Here is a 24,298-nt window from a genome sequence, read left to right on the forward strand (position 1 = left end):
GAAACAACAGAAACAGTAAACAAAAGACGGTAAACTATTCTTTAGCCGAAGGAAGTGTTTTGGCGAAACGCTCGGGGGGTAATTGCTGAATACCCAGTTGCGACGTGTCGCGCGCATCGTCGATGGGCTTATACTCAGCAGCGGCCAACTTGGCGCCAAAAGAGGGCAATGTCAGGTCTTTGCGGTACTTGTTGGCCGAAATAACAGACGCCCGCGAAATCTTCGTTGGTCCTTCGATAACCCAGTCAGCTGTGTCTTTCTTGTCGAAACGGCAGGTGTTGCAAATGAACTCCTTCACTTCGCCCCACTCGTTTTTGCGCGCTGTTACCCGGATCACCTCGCTACCACGGTACCAGAGCGACACCTTACCCGAGCAGGTCGGGCAGTCGCGGTGCGCATCAACAGGTTTGGTGAACCACACCCGGTTTTTGAAGCGATACGTTTTGTCAGTCAGGGCTCCTACCGGACACACGTCGATCACGTTGCCAGAGAAGTCGTTATCAATTGCTTTTTCGATATACGTACCTATCTCCGACGCATCGCCCCGGTTCAGTACGCCGTGCACACGTTTTTCGGTGATCTGATCCGCGGTGTACACGCAACGGTAGCACAGAATGCAACGCGTCATGTGCAGCTGAATGAACGGACCTATATCCTTCTTCTCGAACGTGCGCCGCTCCTCTTCATAGCGGGTTTGCGCCGCGCCGTGATCGAAGGCGAAGTTCTGCAGATCGCACTCGCCAGCCTGGTCACAAACCGGGCAGTCGAGCGGGTGGTTGATGAGCAGGAATTCAACAACGCCTTTTCGGGCTTCCAGTACCGCCGGGTTCGAGAAGTTCTCGACCACCATGCCGTCCTGAACGGGCGTAATGCACGAAGCCACCAGTTTGGGCATCGGGCGTGGGTCTTTCGCCGACCCGGCCGCTACCCGAACCAGACAGGCCCGGCACTTACCGCCGCTACCCTTCAATGGCTCATAGTAGCACATGGCCGGTGGTGCCACTTCGGGACCAATTTTACGGGCTGCCTGAAGAATAGTTGTTCCCGGCTCAACTTCGACCTCGATGCCGTCGACGGTTACTTTAACTAACTGGACTTGATTATCAACCATGTTATGAAGGCAGTTCGCTTGCCCAAAAGGGGTAGCTAATATGTATAACGATAAATTAGTTGCCTAACCTATCGAACGACTTTTCTTTATTGCAAAAATAACTATTCGACCGTCAGAAACCCAATTTTCGAAGGTCGGATACCCAAGCTTCTACTAAGGGCATTTCGGCTTTGCCCACATAGTTTTTCTCGGTCAGTAACTGGTAGCACTTGAGCAGGTTATCGTGAATGTGTTCTACGCCAGCGGGTAAATCGAGGTCGGCCAGATCGCGGCAAATCTGCAGGTTTTGTGTGTACCCACTTACTTCGTCTTCAAAATCGCGCATCAGGTTATGCTCATTGCGCTCCTGCCATACGGTAGCGTTATGAAACAGGATGCTCCAGCCGCAGGTCCAGGCCACGCGCTGTGCCACATAGCTACGCCAGATATCGGTCATGCGGAAGCTGCAATGCGAAGGCAGGTACAGCAGGGGGAATGCTTCCGGAAACCAGGTTGTGTTTTGGCTGTTGAAGGCGCACCAGGCACCGTTGCCCAGGGCTACGCTGTCGCGCTTCTCGAACGAAACGGGCAGGGGTAGGGTAAGTCGGTAAATGGCGTCTACATCGGGATTTTCGTCGGCTAATCCCTGCTGAATCGGACAGAGCACGTCAGTGGTGCCGGGCAATTCGGGAAGCGGGTCGTGCAGGTGTTCGAGAGCATATCCGCGTGGCCAGATATGCTTGTCTGTGAAGTACTTGTATACGTTCGTCCAACCTGTATTCGTCAGGTTATGCGCTGGCTGGGTACGTTGCCGCTCTTCCCAAAAAGGGGCACGCGGGTAGTTGTCATCGTCTGTTTCCAGAATAACCTGCGCCCCCTGTTGCATAGCCACGAGATACCCCAGATTTTTCCGACCGTAATGACGCGTCGGAAGGTCTTTAACCAGTGCGAAGGGTAATCCTAACTGACGGTCTATATCCCAGAAATCGCAGCCGGCCAGGTCGAACTGAGCGGGTGACTTGGTGTCGCCCATTACCACGAAATGTACGCCGTGGGCTACTGATTGGTCAGCACAGTCGGTTAAGACGGCATTGGGCGCCGAAATGGAGGTAATGACTAAAAATGTATTATTGTTCATATGTCAACTTACTCAATCAGTGCTGGTTTCCCTGAGAGGCGCAGCTTAAAGTAATACCACAGCGTTGAGAGAGAATTCTTAATGGCTTTATCAGATACGCTTGGCGAAGGGGCCCGGTAATGAATCGGAATTTCGGCGAACCGTTTTTTGCGCAACAAGTAGCGTAGTTCTGTTTGATAAAAGTGAGCGGTCGATTTTAGGGGATACGCTGTAAACTCGGCTACGGTGCTGGCATGGAAACCCTGAAAGCCGGATGTCATGTCGTGCATATTGCTACCCAGCAGGATGTTCGACATGTACGTACCAATTTTCGACAGGAAGGTGCGCTTGAAATTCGATTTATAAATAGAGCCTCCATTTATAAATCGGCTGCCAAAAGCACATTCATTGCCTTCGTTCAACACGCGCAGAAACATAGGAATGGCCCTCGGGTCGTGCGAAAGGCCCGCATCCATCTCAATAATGATATCGTGTCCATTCTTGAGGGCTTCCCGGTATCCACGCAGATAGGCATCAACAATATTCCGATTTTCCGGGGCCCAGATCGTGATGAACCGTTTATCGCGCGCTGATAATGCCCTGGCTAGTTCGAGTGTACTGTCTTTGGTAACGCCGTCGATAACCATGTAAACGCAACCGCACTGTAGCTTGTCCAATTCGGTAGCCAGTGCGGTGGTATACTCAGCAAATTCTTTTTCTTCATTCGCCATTGGGGTGACAATAGCGAAGTTATTTTCGTAAAAAAGCACGTCAGTGAGGATGGGGGGTATGTACTACTGATGGTAGTTGGTTCTGAACCAGCACATACTGGTCGGGCTTACTACTAGTATACCGAACGAAGTCTAAAGCAGCGGGATCGGCAATGAGGCGGTTAAAATAGGGGTCGTTCTTATATATTTCCAGCATCTCGGGCCTCACATGAATGCAATTAATCTTGAACTGGCCAAAAAACTGTTGCATGTCCTTAGGGTGATACCGTTCAAGGTACCAGAACTGCCAGTTGTCGCCCAGGTAAAGGTCATACATTAGCGGGGCATTTCCAGTCATACTTACAGGGCCTTTCACAGGTATTTTCTGCAAAAAACGCAGTAAATCAACCGTTGGAGTTGGTTGGGGCCGGTTGGCGGTCTGCCAGTGTGGCAACAAAAAAACTGCTAGCAACAACCCAAAAGACGCAAAACCAACAGGCGTTGGTAAGCTAGTCAGGATAGGTACGTTGCGGAACTTAACCGACTGCAAGAACAGACCAACCAAGCTGATGTAGAGCATGATCTGAAACAGGACGTAATGCTCGCGCGGATAAATAAGAATGCAGGATATATAGGTAGATACCAACATAACCACTACGCATAGCCAGTACCAGCCGTGCTGCTTCAACGTGCGCCAGAAAGTGCGGATTGTCTGTGGCCAATCAGTGAGGCCAAGTACGGCTAAGGCCATGAACAGCAACAGGTAGCGCCGACCGGGAAATACAAGCCTCGACAGCCAGGGGGTCACTAGCATATCGAACAGGTTCTTACCGGTGGTGGTCAGCAAATTAACCAGATTGGCGCCCAAATGCCGTAGAAAAAGGGGTGGGTTCAGGAAAAACGCGTCAGCTAGAGAAGTTACCTCGCGCCCAAATCCATGTTTAATGAACGTACCTGAGTGCATCCAGGGTGAGGCTGGGATTTCAGGATGCCAGACCGAATAGTTCAGTGCAAAATGCTGGCCAAAGGCAATGATACTTCGCCCGCCAGCCAGGGGTGAACCAAAAGCCAGTACGAGCAAAGCCGCCGTTCCCATCACCCCAATTAAGGAGTAAGGCAATGGTTGATAGGTCTGCCGACGCTGCCAGGCAAAATAAGCCAGGGCGATGCCACAGAGCAGTAGAAAGGACAGAAAGAATTCGGGCCGTCCATAAGCGGCCAGCAGTGAACTTACGGCGGCGACGGTCAGTTTTCCCACCGGCTTTTTCTGGTAGTTGGCTGCAATAAGCCCCCCCATCAGAAAAAGCATGGTAAATACCGACACCTTAGGTTGTAGCGGCAGGTTGAGCTGAGAGAACAGAAAGCAGATGGAGAGTGCCGCGCTGATTAGCACGCTCACGCTCAGGCTACGTAACAACCAGTAAAAGGCCAGACCGGGTAAAATAGACAGCAATGTGCAACTGACGTAATACGTATCAATCACATCGCCTGTGAAATGGTGGATGAACACATACCAGGCACTGAACAGCGGAGCCATCTGAATGGGAGGCAAGTGCTGCCAGGTAGCCACCAGCCCATTGTGAAAATACACATCGTCGTCGGTCGCAACCACGTCGATACGCTGGGTCATTTTATAGGTCAGCACTAAGCTACTTAGCAGTACAAAAAGGACGCCCGCAAAATCCTTTATTCGTCCAGTAGGCATAATGGGTAGTGGTAATGGAATCGCAAGTTAGTTGTTTCCTACTATTGGGCAGAAAATTATGATTGTCCGGGTGAGGCCAGTGTGCTGGCCGTATGGGTTTTAAGCCGATAAATCTGGTAGCCGTCGATCACTTTTTCGAGCGTATATTTCTCTGAATCGAACGTATAATCAAATGCATTCAGATAGAGTGGTCCTGGTTCAGGTAAGATGATGTACTTCACTTCACCACGAGCCACGAGTTTACCAAACGAACTGTAATCTAAGGTTTTAGCATCATATAGTAATCGAACTACATCATCCTGGTATGCCAGTTGATTCCGGAACAGCATCTGTTGCAGCATCCAGCCCCGCGCGTTTGGGCCCAGAATGACTAGTGCTTTGTCTTGCCGCGTGATGCGGGGGTCAACGTATTGCTGGACGTGCTTCTGTTGCACGTACTCGTTAGTGAGTTGAGGAAAACTTGTGGTGACGTAATGCTCAATCTGTAGACTCGTTACGTAGAGCATTCCTACCATAACCAACGCCGGGAAGGCGTAGTATGAAAAACGACGTACCTGTTGACTGGCTAAGTAGTCGTAGAAATACCAGGCGATGACCAGGTGGCTAACGAGTCCAAACTCATGAAAATAGCCGATGCCTGCTCCGTACTTGAAAGTGGTTCCGAATGAGAACCCGAAGAAAAGCAGCGTGCTTATGCCTAAAAATGTTTTACGGTTATCAGTGGCCTTCACGAACCAGGAGATAGCGATCAGTAAGCTGGTAATCAGCATCAGGCTAAAGGCTGGAATCATGTACTTGAATGTATTGCCATAAAACCAGCCCGGCATAATCGGCACAGCAATGCTACCAAACAGGTTTAAGAAGAACAGCCGGGGTTGCCAGCTGCTAAACAAGCCCATAAGGACTACAAAGACAGCCGCCATAATGGGAAGTAGCTTTATCAGCGTTGCCCAGCGGCGCTGGTAAATTAGAAAGCCAATGATAACAATACTGTGAATCATGCCGCTTTGCTTTGAAAAGAAGGCACATATCGCGAAGACACCAGCCAGAACAACGTACCTGTTCCAGTCGGTCGGTTCTTTGGCAGCTCGCAGACCGGCATACACAAAGCAGGTGGTGCTTAAAAAAAGTAGGCTGTCTACCCGAGAATTGGTGAGCACCCACTGTTGTAGCAGCGCAAAAAGGCTGCAGACCATGAGTAGAGCAAATGTGGTCGAGATGCCAAGTACCCGCCTGGCCGTGTAAAAAGCAATAGCCATAGCCAGCATGACCAATCCAAATGAAGTGATCCGGCTGAGCAACTGAATTCGATAAATATCGGCGGGGTCCCAGCCCAGGATGCGGTAAGGGATACCCACCAGAAAATAATAGGCGGGGGAATACTGGGCAATGAAATAGGGCGGTTGCGAAGGTTCGGCAAATAGCGGCATCCGATCTGCCACAATCTGTATACCGTAGGTTGTGCTTCGTTCACTCCCAGATAAGTCGGGATGCCGACTGATGGAAAAAGCCGATTTGATTAACAGAAGAATAACCAGGCAAATCAGGCTGAACCACAGCGCAATCTGGTGCGCGTTGTTCTTAACAGCAGTATAGATTGAGGTGACGAAAGCAGGTGGGGACGTATGCATTAGTGTACTGAACCAGCAGGTACGTATTGTAAAAAGAAGGGGCAACTTACAGACGTAAGTTGCCCCGGCAAAGAAAATGTTAGCGATGAGGCCCAACCATATCGGTTACACCAACGCCATGTGGCCCTGATAAACAGCGCCTGGCTGTGTGGCCTCGAATGGATTGGTGATATGCCATTCAAACTCATCGCGGAAGTGACGGATTGCACTGGCAACAGGCCAGGCGGCGGCATCACCCAATGGGCAAATGGTATTACCCTCGATCTTTTTGGCAACATCGACCAGCAGATCAATATCGTGCATACTGCCATGGCCATGCTCGATCCGGTGCAGTACTTTCTCCATCCAGCCGGTTCCTTCCCGGCAGGGGCTACACTGACCGCATGACTCGTGGTGATAAAAGCGGCTGAAGTTCCAGGTGTTGCGAACAATGCAGGATGTTTCATCAAACACAATGAATCCACCCGACCCCAGCATCGTGCCGGTCTGGAAGCCACCCTCCGACAGTGATTCGTAGCTCATCAGGCGGGGCTCGCCATTGGCTAGTTTCAACGACAGTTCGGCAGGCAGAATGGGTACAGATGAGCCACCGGCAACGAGTGCTTTCAGGTGATGGCCGTCACGAATACCCCCGCACCATTCGTCAGAGTAGATAAACTCTTCGACAGGAACTCCCAACTCAATCTCGTATACGCCCGGCTTTTTGATGTGGCCCGATGCCGAAATGAGTTTGGTACCCGTGCTGCGGCCAATGCCAATACCCGCATAAGCGTCGCCGCTGTTGTTGATGATCCAGGGGGTGGTAGCAATCGACTCTACGTTGTTAACCACCGTTGGGCACTGGTAAAGCCCTTTCACCGCCGGGAAGGGAGGCTTATTCCGTGGGTTACCGCGTTTTCCTTCCAGTGATTCAAGCAGGGCTGTTTCTTCACCGCAGATGTACGCACCTCCGCCCGGTTGAACAACGAGCTCGAGATCGTAACCACTGCCCATTATGTTTTTACCCAAAAAGCCGGCTGCTTTTGCTTCCGCAATTGCTTTCTCCAGAATCCGGATCACGTACATCAGCTCACCGCGTACGTAAATAAATGACGTATTAGCGCCCAGCGCAAACGACGAAACGATCATTCCCTCGATAAGCAGATGGGGAATGTTCTTCATCAGGTAATGGTCCTTGAACGTACCTGGCTCCGATTCGTCGGCGTTGCAAACGAGGTAACGGGGTACGCCTTCTGGCTTGGCCAGGAAGCTCCATTTCATGCCCATTGGGAAACCTGCGCCCCCACGGCCACGAACACCGGCTTTCTTCACTTCTTCCACAACACCTTCCGGCGTCATGGTTTTCAACGCTTTTTCAACGGCGGTATAACCACCCTGCTTCCGGTATACATCGAATGTTTCGATGCCAGGTACGTTGATGTGCTCGGTTAATATCTTCTTACCCATAACGAAAGGTTATTTTGATAGGTCTGCAATGATCTCATCAACACGCTCATTGGTCAGGTGCATGTAGTATTTCTCCCGAATCTGAAACACCGGACCCATACCGCAGGCAGCCAAACACTCGACTTCTTTTACCGTAAACAGGCCGTCAGCAGTAGTCTGACCTGCCTCAACGCCCAACTTCTGTTTCAGGTGATCGTACACTTCTTCACCGCCCATCAGGCAGCAGGGGCCGGTACGGCAATACTCGATTACATGCTTACCAACCGGTTCCAGGTGGTACATCGTGTAAAACGAGGCTACTTCAAACACCTCAATGGGTTGAATATCAAGCAGACCAGCTACCATGGTCATACCCTCAGGGCTAGTCCATCCTTCCTGTTCCTGCAGTAGGTGAAGCAGGGGAAGAAGAGCCGATTTTTGTTTTCCGGCCGGGTACCTGGCAACAATTTCATTCGCCAGCGCCAGCCGCTCAGGCGTAAAAGAAACACTAGGATTCGCTTCAGTGGTCATGGTGGTTCTCTAGGCGTCTAATTCGCCCGCAATTACATTCAGGCTACTCATAATCACGATGGCATCCGACAGGGTTGTGCCTTTGCACATCTCTGGAAATGCCTGATAATAAATGAAGCTCGGACGACGGAAGTGCAACCGGTAAGGAGCGCGGCCACCATCGCTGATCAGGTAGAAGCCTAACTCGCCATTGCCACCTTCTACAGCGTGGTACACCTCGCCAACCGGCGCATCAATTTCACCCATCACGATCTTGAAATGATAGATCAAGGCTTCCATATTCTTATATACTTCCTGCTTTGGAGGCAGGTAATACTCTGGTGCATCGGCGTAATAAGGGCCCTCGGGCAGTTTGTTCAGGGCCTGCTCAATGATGCGCAGACTCTGCCAGATTTCTTCGTTACGAACCATAAACCGATCGTATGTGTCGCCATTTTCGCCAATAGGAATCTCAAATTCGAAATCCTCGTACGACGAATAGGGATTCATAACCCGAACGTCATAGTCAACACCAGCCGCCCGTAAGTTCGGCCCGGTGAAACCGTAACTTAGTGCCCGCTCGCCCGTGATTGGACCAACATCCACCACGCGATCCATGAAGATTCGGTTGCGGTTGAAGAGTTTTTCGAACTCTTTCATTACCGGTGGGAAGTCTTTCAGGAACTTACGGATTTTGCGGATAGCCTCGGCTGACAAGTCACGCTCCATGCCGCCAATACGACCCATGTTGGTCGTAAGGCGGGCGCCACACATCTCTTCGTAGATTTCGTAAATATTCTCGCGCTCTTCAAAGAGGTATAGGAAGCCGGTAAATGCACCCGTATCTACACCCAGAATACCATTACAGATCAGGTGATCGGAGATACGAGCCAGTTCCATCATGATTACCCGGATGTAATCGGCTCGCTTGGGGGTTTGCACGCCTAGCAGCTTCTCAACGGTCATCATCCAGCCGAGGTTATTGATCGGCGACGAACAGTAGTTCATCCGGTCAGTAAGCGTCGTGATCTGGTAGAAAGGCCGGCGTTCGGCGATCTTCTCGAAAGCCCGGTGGATGTAGCCAATGGTTTGTTCGCCCGACACAATTTTCTCACCATCCATTTGCAGGATATTCTGAAAAATTCCGTGGGTAGCCGGGTGCGTAGGGCCCAGGTTCAGTGTCGTCAGTTCATTGACATACTGAATGGGCCCTTCCGGGGTTGCTGGGGTGTTGCGAGCCCCAACGGCGTCTATACTCAGATCTTCAGTGGTCATTGTACAAAGAGTGAAACAGTGAAAGAGCGGAAGAGTGATTGGCGGCTCATTGTGCGCTCCTTCACTCTCCCATCTTTCGCTCTTTATTTATCGTCCAAACAGCGCGTCAATTTTATCTTCCCGAGTACCATCTTCCAGAGGATACTGTTTCCGCATGGGGTGATAATCCATTTCTTCCATGTTCAGGATCCGAGTCAGGTTGGGGTGACCGTCGAACTGGATACCGAAGAAATCGAACGTTTCACGCTCCATCCAGTTGGCAGACGCATACAATACCGTCATGCTCGGAATGTGCAGGTCAGCCTCAGCAAGAAATACTTTAATACGTACCCGAAAATTCTGGACAAGGCTGTGGGCGTGATACACAACGCAAAACTCACGGCCCGGCTCATCCGGGTAGTGGATACCCGTGATGTCGGTCAGGAAATTGATTTGGTACGTTTTGTGGTCTTTTAAATAAAGCAGTATGGGTACAATCTGCTCGCGCGTAGTCGATAACGTTAGCAGGCCAAATGGCTCATCGAAATCGTATACGTCGGCGCCAAACTGCTTAATCAGGTCTTCGGCTACGGCCTGGTTAGTGAGCATAGTGGGTGGGTTTTAATAGAAGGCGCAGTGACTACTGAATACCGTATGAATTCAATAGCAGCTGATATTCTTCTGTGTTACGACGACGAGTCGACTCGTTACGAGCCATCTCCTGAATTTCCATCAAGCCCTCAATTACTTGTTCTGGGCGGGGTGGACAGCCAGGTACGTACACATCGACTGGGATGATCCGGTCGATTCCCTGCAGCACACTATACGTATCAAAAATGCCACCACTGCTGGCGCAGGCACCCATCGCCATCACCCAGCGGGGCTCGGCCATTTGCAGGTACACCTGTTTTACAATTGGTGCCATTTTTTTAGCAATTGTTCCCATCACCATCAACAGGTCGGCCTGGCGGGGCGAGAAGCTCGGCCGCTCAGATCCAAATCGCGAAATGTCGTAGTGTGAGCCCATGGTAGCCATGAATTCAATGCCACAGCATGAGGTGGCAAATGGCAATGGCCAGAGCGAGTTTGCCCGGGCCATACCAACAACTTGATCGAGTGAAGTAGCAAAGAACCCCGCGCCTTCGTGGCCAGTAGGGGCTTCTACCATCTTAACAGATGATGACATAAATCTTGTTTGTTCGAAGTATATAAGCCTGATCAGCGCCTGTAAAGTGGCTTTTGGCTCACATGCCTTGGTTTATTCCCAATTCAACACACCCTTCCGGATAACGTAGTAAAAACCAGCCAGAAGCAGGCCCATAAACAGAATCATCTGAATGAATCCTGCGGTACCAAGCTTTAGAAAGTTAACAGCCCAGGGGTACAAAAAGATTACTTCTACGTCGAATAAAACAAATAGAATGGCAATCAGGAAATACTTGATCGAAATTGGCGCGCGGGCGTCACCTTGCGTGGGGATACCACACTCGAACGGGTCATCCTTCTTCTCGCTATGCCGCGATGGGCCGATGTTATGGGTAACGATCATCGTGGTGATGATGAACCCCAGAGCCAGCGCGAGCTGAATGAAGATAGGTATGTAATCAGATGGCAGATACGATGCTGTGTTCATGTCTCGAACGGGCTTTAATAGGACTGCAAGTTAGCTATAAAACAGCTTACTGGATAACGAGAACTCGCCTTGCTACGTTGAAGCCCGCTGTTTTTAGGCGAACAATGTATTGCCCCGATGTAAGGCCGGCAATATTAATCAGCTTCCGTTCGCTGAACGAAGGCACTTTAGCTGAGTAAACCAGTTGGCCTGTCAGCGTATGTACCGTCAAATCAACGTTTTGCAAGTCCTCGATTGTTTCTACGGCTATGTAGCCGTTTGTGCTGGGGTTCGGATAGACACTTAACCCTTCAGAATTCTCGGACGAAACAAACTGCACCTCGTTTGAGAAGTTGGAATAGCAGGTCAGGTTTGGAGCGCCCGATAACGTGAAGGTAGCTTTTGATCGCGCCGAGTAAGACCCCGTTATTACCGCCTTAGCCGTGGGGCCGTTCTGGTTATTCAGCAATGTTGTACCCCGACGCCAATCAAATTGTTCGTTGTTAGGGTAGCCCGGCAACGTAGCCTGCAAGGTGTACACGCCAGCCTGTTCAATGGTTGGCGTTACCAGTCGGGGACGAACAACCAGCGTGATACCGGGCGAACTGGCCGACCGGCAACCGTAGATGTTGACAGCCCTAACGCTATACGTACCTGCGTTGCCTACATTCAGAATTCGCTGGTTGATGCCGTTACTCCATTGGGCGGCACTCTGCGTAGCTACACCAGCTACCAATGATAACACGGAGTCGGCGCAAATCTGCTGCTGCGTGCCCGCTACAGCAGTACCCTGTTGAGCGACCGAGATTGTCGGAACAGCCGGCTGAATCGGGGTCCGAATGTCGATGGTTGGCGAAAGGAATGTGTTACCGTAGGCGTCTTTCAGTGTGGCCTGGTATTGACCCGGCTGCGTGATGGTTAGCGTACGACCAGTTTGACCCGTGCGCCAGGTGTAGCTGCTGAAACCCGATGGCAGGCTGACGTTCACGCTGTTTTCAGAAGGGCCACAGGTTACGGTGGCCACTGGCTGCTGCGTAGGCAATAGTGGAATAGAGCTGGAGAAAAACACCGGGCTCATGCTCTGGTACCATGCCTGCGCCAATTGGATAAGGCCAGCGCCCGAAAAGTGAACGCCATCGGGGCGGTTAGGCTGAATGTTGTCGGTGAATGGGCCGGCGTATACGTTATTATTGAAGGAATTAATTACGTCGTTTTGGCCCAGAATAACCTTCTCGGAAACAAACGTTGTATCGGCACACTGGTCTTCACAGGCTTTGTTGCCATTGCATTTGGCAATACAACTGGGCGATGGAAAACCGGTACGTGAGGCACGGGCCAGCATCCAGGCAGGGTAGCGATTTGTGTCGAAACGTGTCTTGGCTACCAGACTCTCGAGTGCCTGCCGGTATGCGGTACGCTCGGTTTGGAGTGGAAAGTTGTCGAATTCGCCCTGATGCCATAGTACAGCCCTCAGGCCTTGTAACGAGCAGTAATAGCGAAGAGCAATACGGAGATTGGCGTAGGGCATTCCCTTCGGTAGGTTTTCATTGGGCGTACCCAGCGCGAAGATGTTTTTCGTAGTCTTATCGTCGAAACTTTCAATCCAGTTCTGAATTGTTGTGGCGGCCCAGGCCGTATTGATGAAGAGTACAGGTACGTTATATTGCTGAGCCAGCAGGTCGCCCAAACGGCCCCAGCACCAGGCGCTCTGACCGCGCATGCCAATAACTGACGTAGCACTCAACTGCTCGAAAACGGGTGCAGGTGGGTCGCCCAGTGAGTTGGCAATTGTGTTGTTGTAACTTACGCAGTTTACGCGGTCATCGGCGGCACCAACAGCACCAAAGTCCTGAAAGCCCTGTGCATTCGACTGACCCGTTATGATAAATACTTCACCAATGCCAACTTTCCGAACCACATCGCTGGATACTATAGCGCCGTTGTAAAAGGCCTGCACTTCCAGACGATACCAGCCGCCAGTTCCCTTTATCGAACCTTGAAAAATGCCACCTTGAACAGCTCGTTGAAGGGTACGCCAGGGGGTATTGATGCCTTGTCCTGCAACTTCGGCAAGCAAACGTACCTGCAGGCTGTCAACAGGTTGATAGTAGGAGCCCGACAGGTAGATGGTGCAGGTATTGTCATTATCTCGCTGAAAAACAGCTCTGCTCTCCGGATACGTAATTTTTATTCCTGTGGCAGCGGTCTGAGCCATTGCTACGGACGTAGATAAGCAAACTAGAATCCCGTAAAAAATCCAGCGCATAGAGGTACTAATCATAGGTATGTTCTGTGGGTAATAAGAGAAGGCTAATCACCCCAATTAGATTATTGGCAATTGAGCCAATAGGTCACAAAGTTAACGCGTTCAGCCGGTGATTATTACAGACCAATTTGTATGCGTTTGGTCACCTTGTTGTCTCCCGACTGGATTGAGACAAGGTATGGACCGGGAGCAAGCATGGTTAGTACAAGCTGACGTCGTCCGTCGAGGAACGATGCCTCGGATTTGTAGACTTGCTGGCCCGATAATGTATAAACGGTAATGACGGTATTGCTGAGGTCAAGCAGTGTCTCAATCAGGAATATTCCGTCAGGATTTGGATTTGGGTAAAGGCTAATATTCTGATTGCCACTTGGTAGTTGGTAGGTATAGCTGGTAGACGGAGCCGACAAACACACTAGCGCGGGCGAGTAAGTAAGGGCCGTTCGTACGCTGTAAATACCTGTTTGAGTTACACGAAGTTGCGCGGTCGCTACAGTCAGTGAGTCGGTATCACGCTGCCAGTAGTAACGTTCGTTAGCCGGAGCGCCAGTGGCCTCAAGCAGGTACGTGCCGACCTGAGCAAGCTGGGGAGCGGCGGGTCTGGGGCGAGTATTGGTAATCAACGCCTGGCTGGTTGGTGATAAACATCCGTTAGCGTCGCGAATACGGGCGGTATAACTGCCTGTCTGCCTTACTATCAGTGTTTGGGTCGAGTCGCCGGTTGACCAGAATGTGCGAAGTGGTGAGTTGGTTAGTAGGGTGACGCTGGTTCCCTCGCAGAAGGTAAGTGAGCCCTGGGCAGATAGAGTTGGGGGGGCAGGGAGCGAATTGACCAGTACTGTGACAACATTGGATGGGGCCGACTCGCAGTTGAACTGGTTGCGAGTCCGTACCGTGTAATTGCCCGATTGATTCACCCCGATACTACGTGTTGTTTGGCCCGTGCTCCAGCTGTAGTTTGCCTCGGCTGAAGAGGTGAGTGTAACCGACTCGTCGGCGCAAAAAGTAGTTGAGCGGCTGGCCGTGAGTTGAGGTGTAGCAGGCACCGGATTTGCCGTTACTGTGACAACGGCCGATGGCAGGGATATACAACCGTTGGCATCCGATACAGTAAGGGAAAAACTACCTGTTTGAGTTACCGTGAGCCGTTGTGTTTGCGTACCGTTACTCCAATTGTAGGCTGTAGCCGGACTAGCTATCAACACTGTATTATCGCCCTGGCAGAAGGTCGTCGGCCGTTCGGGGTTGATAGTGGGTGTTGCCGGAAGCGGGTTTACCGTTACGTTTACCGGGCCTGATGATTGCGAGTAACAGTTGAACTGATTGCGGGTACGTATTGAGTAGCTACCCGACTGATTTACCACGATGCTACGGCTGGTTTGGCCATTGCTCCATTCATATACTGACTCTGGACTTGACGTCAACGTCACTGACTCGTTAGCACAGAAGATTGTTCGCCCACTAACTGTTACCTGTGGCACCGCCGGCACAGGATTAACTACTGTGGTGATTATATTGGATGGGGCGGATACACAGCCATTCTCATTCGTGATTGAAACAGAATAGCTTCCAGATTGAGTAACTGTTAGGCGCGGGGTGCGCACACCATTGCTCCAGTTGTAGTTTGTACCCGCCGTGTTTGCGATGGACAGTACTGTGTTATCACCCTGGCAAAAGGTAGTTGCCCGGTCGCTGACAATGACGGGTGTAGCAGGTAGTGCATTAACGGTCACTGCTACAACGTTTGATGGCGCAGATGGGCAGTTGAACTGATTTCTGGTGCGTACTGTGTAATTCCCTGATTGAGTCACCGTAATGCTCGGGCTGGTTTGTCCGTTACTCCACTCGTACGTTGCCGCCGGGCTAGCGTTTAGCGTTAGCGATTGGTTAGCGCAGTAAGTGGTAGGACCCGAAAAATTAACGGTAAGCGGGTTTGGACTGGGGTTCACTGTGGCATTGATAGCGGCTGAGCTAGGCGATTCGCACCCGTTTTCATCAGCAACGATTAGCGAATAGGTACCTGTCTGACCAACTGTGATGCGCTGGGTACGTTCGCCGTTGCTCCATCTGTAGCTGGCTGCCGGACTAGCCAGTAAGGTTGTATTGCTGCCTTGGCATGACGTGAGCGAGCCCTCTGCAGTAATGGTTGGCGCTGACGGTAGCGGATTAATTGAGACTGCTATCGTGTTGGAGGTGAACGTACAACCGCTGATATCTTTCACCGAAACAAAAAAAGAACCGCTACTGGTGACATTTATGGTCTTATTAGTCGAACCATTGTTCCACACAAAGCTCTGGTCGGTATTAGCTGTAAGGTTCACGTTTCCCGTGAGGCAAAAGCGGGTTGGCCCATCGGCCTGAATTGATGGCTGGGAAGCTATCGTGATGACAGGGGTATAATGAATGTTTCCGATTGCGTCCTTAACCTTAGCCCGTACCGTGCTGCCTGCTGGTTTAGTGATGGATGTGCCCGTTTCGCCTGACTCCCAAAATACTTGTTGGTAGTTAGTTACAGAGTAGGTCACAGTGTTCGCTGCAGCACAGCCAACGGTTAGTATAGGGGCAGGTGCCGGGCTAATCGGTACAGCATTCGTGAAAAACGCACTGGTCATGCTGGCGTCCCAGGCCGCCGCTACTTCCCGAAGCCCCACATTATCAAAATGCACAACGTCGAAAAGTGGTGCCCGCGACCGGGGAATCTGAATGCCGTCTGTGCTTGGGCCTGCAAACACGTTGGGCCCGCTGGCGATCACCTGATTCTGGCCGTCAATCACTTTCTGGTCAGTTAAATAATAATCGCTGTATGAGGCACGAGCGACAATCCAGGGAACATTCTTGCCGAAATCAGCGCGACTTTGGCGAATTACCGTTTGCAATCGCTCAACATACTGAGCCGTTGTAGTTTCGAACTGGTTATCTGCTTCACCCTGTTGCCAAATAACGGCCCGTACGCCAAGCATGTTCGTGTAGTTCTGTAGCGCTAGCTTCAGCGGAAAATAGGGATGTTTTGGTTCGTAAAAGACAGGTATGTAATCGCTAAGAGTTCGTTCGCCAGTTGCCGTTTCGGCCCAGTTTCGGACAGACGTTCCTGTGAAGGCAGCGTTGAAAAATAAGACAGGTACGTTCAGGCGGGCGGCCAGCAAATCGCCAAGTTTACCCCAACACCAGGCGCCGATGCCTCTGGGAGCGATATTGTTGGGTCCATCCAGGTGCGAGAAAACAGGAAACGGAGCATCATTTGGGTATTGGCTTGCCTCGTAGCGATAATCTACGCAGTTCACCCGATCATCCTGAGCTGGTTCTGCATCCCGGCGCACTTCACCAGCATTGGATTGGCCGGCTATAACAAAAACTTCACCGACGCCAACGCGCTCAATTTTCTGTATCGCTATCTCCTGATTATCGCGCATCAACCTGACCGACAGGTCATACCACCCCCCGGCAATTGTTAATGCTCCACCGAAAACGCCTCCTGTTGGGTTGGTTACAATGGTCTGCCAGTCAGTTGATGTTCCTTGTCCATTGCGCGCTACTGCACGAGCTTCAATCCGTGTAATGGCGGTGGTGTAAGTACCCGTAATACTTACCGAAGCGTTGTTGGCCGTGTTACGCTGCAATACAGCACGACTAACTGGAAATGATACCTGTAACTGGGCGTAGGTGCTTAAAGCAGCAAATAAACTAAGGATAAATGTTAATGTAAACGTGAGTAGTTTCATGGGCAAATGCGAAGCCATTTGGCAAGCGAGAGCTCAACTAACCCACGCTTGGTTAAATCACGTTTTGCGGTGGCTTGTACGTGACTTGTGAAAATTTATAGTCAAGATGGATCAACGGGTGTAGTAAGCGTTTTCCAGAGTAAGTCCTTTAATTCAGTCAGACCTTTCTGTTGAACGGATGAAATAAAGATATAGGGTACATTAACTGGTATATTATCTTTTATCTGGTCCAGTATCTCTTCATCGGCCAGATCTATCTTGGTAATTGCCAGTATGCGTGTCTTGTCGGCGAGCTCCGGGTTAAAGGCTACAAGTTCATTCGTCAAAATCTGATACTCAGCTGCAATGTCTTCCGAAGTAGCCGGGATTAGGAACAGTAAGATAGAGTTTCGTTCTATGTGCCTCAGAAAACGCAGACCGAGCCCTTTCCCCTGCGAAGCCCCCTCGATAATACCTGGAATGTCGGCGATCACGAATGATTTGTAATCACGGTAAGCAACAACTCCCAGATTCGGCACCAGCGTAGTAAACGGATAATCAGCTATTTCTGGTCTTGCCGCCGAGAGGACAGATAATAAGGTTGATTTACCCGCATTTGGAAAACCAACCAAGCCAACATCAGCCAGGAGTTTTAACTCCAGGATTACCCATTCTTCTCGTCCGGGTTCGCCAGGCTGCGAATGGTAAGGAGCCTGTTGTGTCGACGATTTGAAATGGGTATTGCCTAAGCCACCTCGTCCGCCCGGGAGCAAAATAACTTCCTGACCGTCCTCTGTGAGTTCCGCCATCACCTCGTTTGTTTCGGCGTGGCGGGCAATTGTACCCAAGGGTACTTCAATATATACGTCCTGACCTTCTGCTCCGGTTCTACGGCCACCTTCGCCACCGTTACCGGAGTCAGCTTTGATATGTTTTTGGTACTTCAGGTGAAGTAATGTCCATAATTGGGCATTTGCCTTCAGAATAATATGGCCCCCGCGTCCGCCATCACCACCATCCGGTCCACCTTTGGGTACGTGTTTTTCGCGCCGGAAGTGAAGAGATCCAGCGCCGCCATGCCCCGACCGGCAGTTGATTTTTACGTAATCAATAAAATTGGATGAAGCCATGAAGTAGCCGTTTGGCTGTTTAATTGTTTATGCGTTTGGTTGTCTCGTTGCGATGCACGACCCAAACAGCCAAACACATAAACAACTAAACAGATTACTCAACTATGCTGCGCCTGTTGAATTTTTTGGCAAACCAGCTCAAAAATGTCCTCTATTGTACCTACGCCACTAATGGCTGCGTACTTACCTTGCTTTTCATAGTGTTCAGCAACAGGCATTGTCTCACTGTTGTATACACTCACTCGCCGACGTGCTGTTGCTTCGTTTTTGTCATCGGGACGGCCAGATGTTTCGCCTCGTTTCAATAAACGCCGGATTAGCTCTTCCTCATCTACAACCAGAGCAACCATGGTGGTTATACTGGTACCATGTTGACTCAGCAACGTATCCAGCGCTTCCGCCTGCTTTACGGTACGGGGGAATCCATCGAAAATAAAGCCGGTTACGTCTTGATTTTCGGTGAGCTTTGCTTCAATCATGCCAATTACCACCTCATCGGGGACCAGTAGTCCCTGATCCATCAATGATTTGGCATGTAAGCCCAGCTCAGTCCCCGCCGCAATTTGCGATCGTAGTATATCACCCGTCGATAGATGTACGAGTTGATATTTCTGAATTAATTTTTCACTCTGTGTGCCTTTGCCGGCACCCGGCGGACCGAATAGTACAAGATTGAGCATGCTACTACGAAGGGGGATGCAAGGTTGCGTCTGAAAAAAGCAACGGGCACAAAATTACAAAACGAAAAGGCGCGGACAAACCTGCCCGCGCCCTCTGCGTAAACTCATTACTAACTATTACTTAGCCGAACTCTTTTTTGGGGCTGGCTTAGTCGCTGGCTTGGCTGCTGGTTTAGCAGGTGCTGCCACTGGTGTAGGATTCAAAAACTCTTTTGCATCCTTATCATTCGGGTCCAGCTCAAGCACTTTGTTCGCGTACTCTTTTGCTTTTGCATCGTCTTTCTTGGCAATGCTGTTGTTGATCAGGTATCGGTAAGCCGTGATCAGGTATTTCCGGTTCTGCTCACGAGTAGTAGCGCCCGTTTGCGGATTAGCTTCAGCAGCAATGGCCTGCTCAATGAATTTCTCATAGAGTGGAACAGGTGCACCGGTAGCCAGGGACGACTCACGACCATTGGCAAAGTAGTTCGACTGAGCACGGTAGTAGTACGCCAGCGGATACGGAGTGCCAATTTTTTCGGCGTTTTCAGCCAGGCGGGCAAACGCAGTATCTGCCTGCATGAAGGCCATTTTCCGGGCAGCTGACTGTTGCGCTGTATCAGCGATCAGTTTAGGCACTGCAAGACCGTACTGGTAGTACGACAGACCCAGCTTCAGGTAATCATTGTTGCTTGGCTTGTCATCAGAAGCAATTGCCTGACGCAGGTACGTGGCTGATTTGTCGTACCGTTTTGCAGCATAATAACGATCAGCTACCTCTTTGTAAAGGTTTTCTGTCGTATCGTTTGGCGCCGCTTTCAGCAGGTTGGTGATACTCAATGAGTCTCCTTCTGGCGTACCAAGTTGGGCGTAAGCGCGTCCCAGGTATTTGTAGTCATCAAAGATAACTTTCTGTGGAGCCTCGTTGATGAACTTACCCAACGATGTTACCGCCTGATCATTCCGGCCCAGGGCCAAGCTTGACCAACCAGTCATACGATCAATAATTGGATCTTTAACCTGTCCTTTTAGCTTATCCAGATAATCCAGTGATTTCTGATGTTCACCAGCCAAGAAGTAATACTTGGCCACGTTCAACAGCAGTTCTGGATCTTTGGTACCACTTTTCTGCACATACGTGTCATAAATACCCGATGCTTTTTTGTACGCCTTTGAGCCTACCAGTGCATCAGCATATGAGCGGTAAGTGGGGGCAAACTCAGGGTCAGCTGCCAGTGCTTTCTCAAAAAACTCCTGAGCAAGCTTGTACTGCTTACTGCGCAGGTACAGCTGGCCAATTTTAGCATTAGCCTCAGCTTTCGTCGTGTTGTTTGATGCCGCTGCAAGCTGACCATCGATTACTTCTTCGTAACGGCTTACAGCTGGGCCACCTTCATTCCGCAGGGTGTAGGCATCGCCCATCGCCATTGGAATTTCTACGTTCTGGTTTTTCTTATCAAGTACTTTGGCACGCTCGAGCAGTTCTATCGCACGAGCGGGGTCGTTGACTCCTTTGTCGCCTTCGAACAGCGTATACATTTCACCTGCACGAAATAGTACGTCGCCGTTTTTGCCTTTTGTGGCAGCTACAGCCTCGTCTGTTTTAGCTTTCGCTGTAGCCAGATCTTTCTTTGTCAGGGCCACGCCTGCCAAACCAACGTTGTTGAGTTGGTTTTTAGGATCAGCCGCTAAGCCTTTTTCGAAAGCCGCTTTAGCTTCATCTGCTTTCCCTGTTTTCAGGAGGAAATAGCCCAGGTAAAACTGGTTGTCGGCGGTCGGAGCCGTAGACGCCAATTGCTTGAACGTTTGCTCCGCCTTCGGAACGCGCTCTGCTTCAAGATCTTTCAGACCTGTTGCAATGTCCTGAGCGGTGGCTGGTACCAACGTTGCGGCCCCTAAGAACAAGGTGGCCAGCAGGGCGTTTTTGGGTTGGTTCATTCGCATTCGTAGGTTGTTAAAAAAACGAAGGGTGCTTTAATTATAAAACAAATCGCAAAACTAAAAAATTGCGTTCAAACAGAAAAAAATGACTGCTCATCTAAAGCGTACTTCCCGATTATACGGCACTTGTGGCCAAAGCCCTAATTTTTCGATAAGCAGGCTGCCGGCATCTCGTATCAAGTAATTGGTGAGGCCGCCCCCTAAGCCGGGATGTGCCTCTCGACTCAAAATAAATACATCGCGGCGTAATGGATAATCCTTTAGGCCGAGCGATTGTTGGAAAGGCTGAAAGTAATCAGCCCGTGAACTTGGGTTTTCTTTTTCAGAAAGTCCCACTACCCGAATATCCCTTGATAAGTCAGCTGAGACCGGACCGTCGCCATCGCTTATCCAATTGACGCCAATAAATCCAATTGCATCAGGATTCTTCCGTACATAATCGATAACTCCTTTATTCGAGTTCGCCGTCGTGATTCGCAATCCGTCGAGCGCTTTCACGCCAAACTTAGTCAACATATAGTCGAGATTACTTGAATTCGGGTTGTCAAACACAAGTGTTACCGGTGCTGATCGGTTACCTCCCGTTAACTGTGACCACTGGGTTATTTGTTTTTTAAATAGACCCTGTAGCTCCTTCATTGTCATCAATGAGTCGTTATTCGCTTTGTTGATAATCAAGGCAACCCCGTCAGTGGCAATGCGCGTAGCTGAGCCTACAATCTTATGCTGATCGAGCCCTCGCTGCTCATTCGCAGTTAATCGGCGTGACACAATGCAAATCCGGGCTTTGTCTTCAAGCATTAGACGTATTGCCTCCCGCTCTGGTTTAAAGACAAGATCAAATTTTGTACGTGGGTAGAGCAATTGATACGTCCTCGTAATTTCTTCTGTCAGCGGCTGGTACGATTCATCGGCAGCAACCGTTATCTGCCCCTGTGAAGGGCTGTCTAGTTTCTTCTCTTCCTTACAGGCCGACGTGAGTAGCCCAAGGGCGATAAAGCTGGAAAAAAGGTGTGTGCGTGAGATCACTACTATTAGCGATAAGACAGAGAAACCGCTGCCTTTACATCTGATAGATGCCTTGACAACGGTTTTTCCATACAAGAAAGAGAACTACTGTGCGCAAGCTATCGATTGCGAAACTGCTGAATAGCCCTATATCCACGGTAACCACCGTAGATGATTAATAGAACGGCCAGTGCATAGCGGAGAGGGCCATCGGCGATTATAAATGCTACAATCCGGCTTAATGGACTCTCTGAGTCGGCCATGCCAAAAGACTGAGAGGAGGCTATCAGTGCGATGCCTCCTCCCAAATATGCGACCGATGCTAAAACCGACAAATAAAATCGAAGGTTTTCGGCAAGGCGATTATTGTCGCGGTTCATGCTTACTCCAATTGGAAGCTAATTGGCAGGTTGTATTTCACTCGAACCGGACGGCCCGACTGCTTACCTGGCTTCCACTTCGGCATTGATTTTACAACCCGAATGGCTTCCTCATCTGTACCGAAACCGAGACCCTTCAATACTTGAGCATCTGTAATCGATCCATCCGTGTTCACCGTAAAGCTTACAAACACTTTACCCGAAATGTTGGCCCGTGACGCGGCAGCTGGGTATTTAATGTTTTTACCTAACCAGGCATACATCGCAGCGTTACCACCAACGAATTCGGGATTTTGTTCTACCACCGTAAAGACTTCATCATCTTTTGGGGCAGGCGCTTCAACCACTACTTCGGCTTTTGACGGACCAGCTGATGCTTCTGGTGCAGCAATAACTTCTTCTGCGTTAGGGTCACCTTCCTGAGTTTTCTCGGCAGCTACGGCTTCCTTTAGTTCTTCAACTGCAGGAGGTGGCGTTTCTTCGGGTACCTCTTCGTCAGGTTTTACTTCGGGCGGCAGGAATTTTACCGTGTTCACCTTCGGCAGTTCAACTGGTGGCGGCGGCGGCGGTGGTGGCTCGTTCGGATCAATCGGCGGTGGTGGCAGCTTCATCAGATCCACTTCTACCATTGCTTCCTGCGTTTCTTCCGGTGTCAGGATGTCCAGTAGCGTTGGTGCAAATAGCGCCAGAGCTGTGATCGCTGACCCAATGATCAACGCACGCGTAACAACCGCAGGATAACCCTTCCGCAGGGCATAGGCACCATAGGCCTTATTCCGGTCGGCAAACACGATATCATCGAGTGTTGCCTGATTTGGGTTTTCTGCCATGGGTCTAGATCTCTAATTTAACTTTGTCTTTCAACAGCGTTTTCTCATCAGGCGTCAACACGTCAACCAGCGCGTACCGCTTGATTTTGATGATGGCCATTTCATCCAAGAGGTCTACCATGTTTTTGTAGGTAGACTCTTTTGTTGGCTTAATTACTACTACGAACTTGTCAGCAGGCGCTTTTGTAGAACTCTCCTGAATAGCTTTCCGTAGGTCATAACCCATTGAAACGGTTTTCACTTCTGGGTCTTCACCGGCAGCTTTACCCATGATGTAATGGGCTTTGTTGTCCTTACCCAAGAAAATCGTCATTACGTTGGAGGCCTTGAGGGGCTCCGTTTCTTCCGTTTTTGTTTTATCCGGTACGTTCAGCGTCATCGAAGATGGTTTGCTGAGGGTGGTAGCCAGAATGAAGAAGGTAATGAGTAGGAACCCGAGGTCAACCATAGGCGTCATATCGACGCGGGTTGATGCTTTCTTGGACCGTACCTTACCGCCGTCATGCTTACCACCACCTCCACCGGTGTTAATTTCTGCCATGAGGGAAAATGTTTAAGTGTTTGACTGTTTGGTCGTTTGTCTTATTGATGCATTCACCACCGAAATTCCATACGAACTACTTGATGTAAGCGTCAATTTTGCAACGTACCCACCAGGCAAACTGTGTTTCCGTTAGTCTGCCTTCCAACCTGCTGGTGGCGCTTCCGTGCCAGTGATCAGGTTGAATTTGTTGATATTCTGCGCCTGAAGCGTAGAAAGCACGTTCTTGAAATTTGTGAACTTAGCCAGATTGTCACCCTTCAGCGCAATACGAAGGCCGTTGTTGGCTTTGCGGCTGTTGTAGATCCAATCCTTAAGCTCATTGTTTGGGCCTGCACCAGTGGTATCGGCGGGGATACCTGGTTGCTTCACCTTCGCCTGTTGTTCTTTCGATAGGCTCAAGTATGATTTCAACTGGGCGATAGGCAGACCGAAGTTGCTCATAAGGGCAAATTCTTTCTTTTCCTTCTCTGAGAACGTAATGCCTTTAGCTTCACCAACGTACTCCAGCATCTGGATACGAGTTGGCTGGCCATCGACCCCAAAGTAGATCTTACCTTCTTTGTCAAGGGCGATGGTCATGATGTCTGTGTCAGGCACCTTGATGGACGAGATCGACGAAGGCGTTTCAATCGCAGCAGCGTCCTGAGACCGGAACTGGGCCGTCAAGATGAAGAAGGTAAGCAGCAGGAAGGCTACGTCACACATCGCCGTCATGTCGACTGTTGAACTGGCCCGTTTAACTTTAACTTTTGGCATTGATTTGGTCCGTTAAGGGGTTAGCCCGCCCA

General features: G+C 50.2%; 20 protein-coding genes. All 20 read right to left on the bottom strand.

Annotated elements, in window-relative coordinates; translation table 11 throughout:
• Positions 1-34 precede the first annotated feature (34 nt).
• The 20 genes from F7231_RS17435 to F7231_RS17530 all read right to left on the bottom strand — a co-directional run bounded on the left by F7231_RS17435 (position 35) and on the right by F7231_RS17530 (position 24,266).
• Entirely contained in the window at positions 35-1,111 is a 1,077-nt protein-coding gene (locus F7231_RS17435) for an NADH-quinone oxidoreductase subunit G (protein WP_166692863.1), read from the bottom strand.
• Positions 1,112-1,223: 112 nt separating this feature from the next.
• Entirely contained in the window at positions 1,224-2,228 is a 1,005-nt protein-coding gene (locus tag F7231_RS17440; protein WP_166692864.1) for an STELLO glycosyltransferase family protein, read from the bottom strand.
• A gap of 8 nt (positions 2,229-2,236) precedes the next feature.
• The gene (locus tag F7231_RS17445; protein ID WP_310589343.1) at positions 2,237-2,977 is read right to left on the bottom strand and encodes a glycosyltransferase; all 741 of its coding nucleotides are present in this window, start codon (positions 2,975-2,977) and stop codon (positions 2,237-2,239) included.
• Position 2,978: 1 nt separating this feature from the next.
• Positions 2,979-4,622, bottom strand: coding sequence for a hypothetical protein (locus F7231_RS17450; RefSeq protein WP_166692865.1), 1,644 nt, complete (start codon positions 4,620-4,622; stop codon positions 2,979-2,981).
• A 56-nt stretch (positions 4,623-4,678) separates the two neighbouring features.
• Positions 4,679-6,253, bottom strand: a complete 1,575-nt coding sequence (locus tag F7231_RS17455; RefSeq protein ID WP_166692866.1) for a glycosyltransferase family protein — start codon at positions 6,251-6,253, stop codon at positions 4,679-4,681.
• Positions 6,254-6,358: 105 nt separating this feature from the next.
• A complete protein-coding gene (gene nuoF, locus F7231_RS17460) occupies positions 6,359-7,699 on the bottom strand; it encodes an NADH-quinone oxidoreductase subunit NuoF (protein ID WP_085411811.1) in 1,341 nt (446 codons plus the stop codon).
• A 9-nt stretch (positions 7,700-7,708) separates the two neighbouring features.
• Entirely contained in the window at positions 7,709-8,209 is a 501-nt protein-coding gene (locus tag F7231_RS17465; protein WP_085411812.1) for an NADH-quinone oxidoreductase subunit NuoE family protein, read from the bottom strand.
• A gap of 9 nt (positions 8,210-8,218) precedes the next feature.
• Positions 8,219-9,463, bottom strand: coding sequence for an NADH dehydrogenase (quinone) subunit D (locus tag F7231_RS17470; RefSeq protein ID WP_085411813.1), 1,245 nt, complete (start codon positions 9,461-9,463; stop codon positions 8,219-8,221).
• An 87-nt stretch (positions 9,464-9,550) separates the two neighbouring features.
• Positions 9,551-10,051, bottom strand: a complete 501-nt coding sequence (locus F7231_RS17475) for an NADH-quinone oxidoreductase subunit C (protein ID WP_085411814.1) — start codon at positions 10,049-10,051, stop codon at positions 9,551-9,553.
• A gap of 31 nt (positions 10,052-10,082) precedes the next feature.
• Entirely contained in the window at positions 10,083-10,628 is a 546-nt protein-coding gene (locus tag F7231_RS17480) for an NADH-quinone oxidoreductase subunit B (RefSeq protein ID WP_085411815.1), read from the bottom strand.
• A 72-nt stretch (positions 10,629-10,700) separates the two neighbouring features.
• Positions 10,701-11,075, bottom strand: coding sequence for an NADH-quinone oxidoreductase subunit A (locus F7231_RS17485; protein ID WP_085411816.1), 375 nt, complete (start codon positions 11,073-11,075; stop codon positions 10,701-10,703).
• 46 nt (positions 11,076-11,121) lie between these two features.
• Complete coding sequence (locus F7231_RS17490; protein WP_229370055.1) at positions 11,122-13,269, bottom strand: T9SS type A sorting domain-containing protein; 2,148 nt, start codon at positions 13,267-13,269, stop codon at positions 11,122-11,124.
• Between the two features lie 167 nt (positions 13,270-13,436).
• A complete protein-coding gene (locus tag F7231_RS17495; protein WP_166692867.1) occupies positions 13,437-17,039 on the bottom strand; it encodes a sialate O-acetylesterase in 3,603 nt (1,200 codons plus the stop codon).
• Between the two features lie 101 nt (positions 17,040-17,140).
• Positions 17,141-18,148, bottom strand: coding sequence for a GTPase ObgE (gene obgE, locus F7231_RS17500; RefSeq protein WP_085411818.1), 1,008 nt, complete (start codon positions 18,146-18,148; stop codon positions 17,141-17,143).
• Positions 18,149-18,246: 98 nt separating this feature from the next.
• Positions 18,247-18,828 carry an adenylate kinase gene (locus F7231_RS17505; protein WP_166692868.1) on the bottom strand — a complete coding sequence of 194 codons (582 nt, stop codon included), beginning with the start codon at positions 18,826-18,828 and terminating at the stop codon, positions 18,247-18,249.
• Positions 18,829-18,945: 117 nt separating this feature from the next.
• Positions 18,946-20,745 (bottom strand): tetratricopeptide repeat protein, encoded by a 1,800-nt coding sequence (locus F7231_RS17510; RefSeq protein WP_085411820.1) that lies wholly within the window; start codon positions 20,743-20,745, stop codon positions 18,946-18,948.
• A gap of 96 nt (positions 20,746-20,841) precedes the next feature.
• On the bottom strand, positions 20,842-21,777 hold the full coding sequence (locus F7231_RS17515; RefSeq protein ID WP_229365055.1) for a PstS family phosphate ABC transporter substrate-binding protein: 936 nt from the start codon (positions 21,775-21,777) through the stop codon (positions 20,842-20,844).
• A 361-nt stretch (positions 21,778-22,138) separates the two neighbouring features.
• On the bottom strand, positions 22,139-22,966 hold the full coding sequence (locus tag F7231_RS17520) for an energy transducer TonB (protein WP_085411822.1): 828 nt from the start codon (positions 22,964-22,966) through the stop codon (positions 22,139-22,141).
• 4 nt (positions 22,967-22,970) lie between these two features.
• Positions 22,971-23,507, bottom strand: coding sequence for an ExbD/TolR family protein (locus F7231_RS17525; RefSeq protein ID WP_085411823.1), 537 nt, complete (start codon positions 23,505-23,507; stop codon positions 22,971-22,973).
• Between the two features lie 132 nt (positions 23,508-23,639).
• On the bottom strand, positions 23,640-24,266 hold the full coding sequence (locus F7231_RS17530) for an ExbD/TolR family protein (protein ID WP_085411824.1): 627 nt from the start codon (positions 24,264-24,266) through the stop codon (positions 23,640-23,642).
• Positions 24,267-24,298 lie beyond the last annotated feature (32 nt).

Source organism: Fibrivirga algicola, from assembly GCF_011742925.1.
Taxonomy (GTDB): domain Bacteria; phylum Bacteroidota; class Bacteroidia; order Cytophagales; family Spirosomataceae; genus Fibrella; species Fibrella algicola.

Excerpts from the sequence above, each read along its gene's own strand:
- F7231_RS17455 (WP_166692866.1), bottom strand. The coding sequence starts at position 6,253 with ATGCATACGTCCCCACCTGCTTTCGTCACCTCAATCTATACTGCTGTT.
- F7231_RS17510 (WP_085411820.1), bottom strand. The coding sequence starts at position 20,745 with ATGAACCAACCCAAAAACGCCCTGCTGGCCACCTTGTTCTTAGGGGCC.
- F7231_RS17440 (WP_166692864.1), bottom strand. The coding sequence starts at position 2,228 with ATGAACAATAATACATTTTTAGTCATTACCTCCATTTCGGCGCCCAAT.
- F7231_RS17495 (WP_166692867.1), bottom strand. The coding sequence starts at position 17,039 with ATGAAACTACTCACGTTTACATTAACATTTATCCTTAGTTTATTTGCT.
- F7231_RS17480 (WP_085411815.1), bottom strand. The coding sequence starts at position 10,628 with ATGTCATCATCTGTTAAGATGGTAGAAGCCCCTACTGGCCACGAAGGC.
- F7231_RS17505 (WP_166692868.1), bottom strand. The coding sequence starts at position 18,828 with ATGCTCAATCTTGTACTATTCGGTCCGCCGGGTGCCGGCAAAGGCACA.
- F7231_RS17465 (WP_085411812.1), bottom strand. The coding sequence starts at position 8,209 with ATGACCACTGAAGCGAATCCTAGTGTTTCTTTTACGCCTGAGCGGCTG.
- F7231_RS17490 (WP_229370055.1), bottom strand. The coding sequence starts at position 13,269 with ATGGCTCAGACCGCTGCCACAGGAATAAAAATTACGTATCCGGAGAGC.
- F7231_RS17530 (WP_085411824.1), bottom strand. The coding sequence starts at position 24,266 with ATGCCAAAAGTTAAAGTTAAACGGGCCAGTTCAACAGTCGACATGACG.
- F7231_RS17475 (WP_085411814.1), bottom strand. The coding sequence starts at position 10,051 with ATGCTCACTAACCAGGCCGTAGCCGAAGACCTGATTAAGCAGTTTGGC.
- F7231_RS17485 (WP_085411816.1), bottom strand. The coding sequence starts at position 11,075 with ATGAACACAGCATCGTATCTGCCATCTGATTACATACCTATCTTCATT.
- F7231_RS17470 (WP_085411813.1), bottom strand. The coding sequence starts at position 9,463 with ATGACCACTGAAGATCTGAGTATAGACGCCGTTGGGGCTCGCAACACC.
- obgE (WP_085411818.1), bottom strand. The coding sequence starts at position 18,148 with ATGGCTTCATCCAATTTTATTGATTACGTAAAAATCAACTGCCGGTCG.
- F7231_RS17520 (WP_085411822.1), bottom strand. The coding sequence starts at position 22,966 with ATGGCAGAAAACCCAAATCAGGCAACACTCGATGATATCGTGTTTGCC.
- F7231_RS17450 (WP_166692865.1), bottom strand. The coding sequence starts at position 4,622 with ATGCCTACTGGACGAATAAAGGATTTTGCGGGCGTCCTTTTTGTACTG.
- F7231_RS17525 (WP_085411823.1), bottom strand. The coding sequence starts at position 23,507 with ATGGCAGAAATTAACACCGGTGGAGGTGGTGGTAAGCATGACGGCGGT.
- F7231_RS17435 (WP_166692863.1), bottom strand. The coding sequence starts at position 1,111 with ATGGTTGATAATCAAGTCCAGTTAGTTAAAGTAACCGTCGACGGCATC.
- nuoF (WP_085411811.1), bottom strand. The coding sequence starts at position 7,699 with ATGGGTAAGAAGATATTAACCGAGCACATCAACGTACCTGGCATCGAA.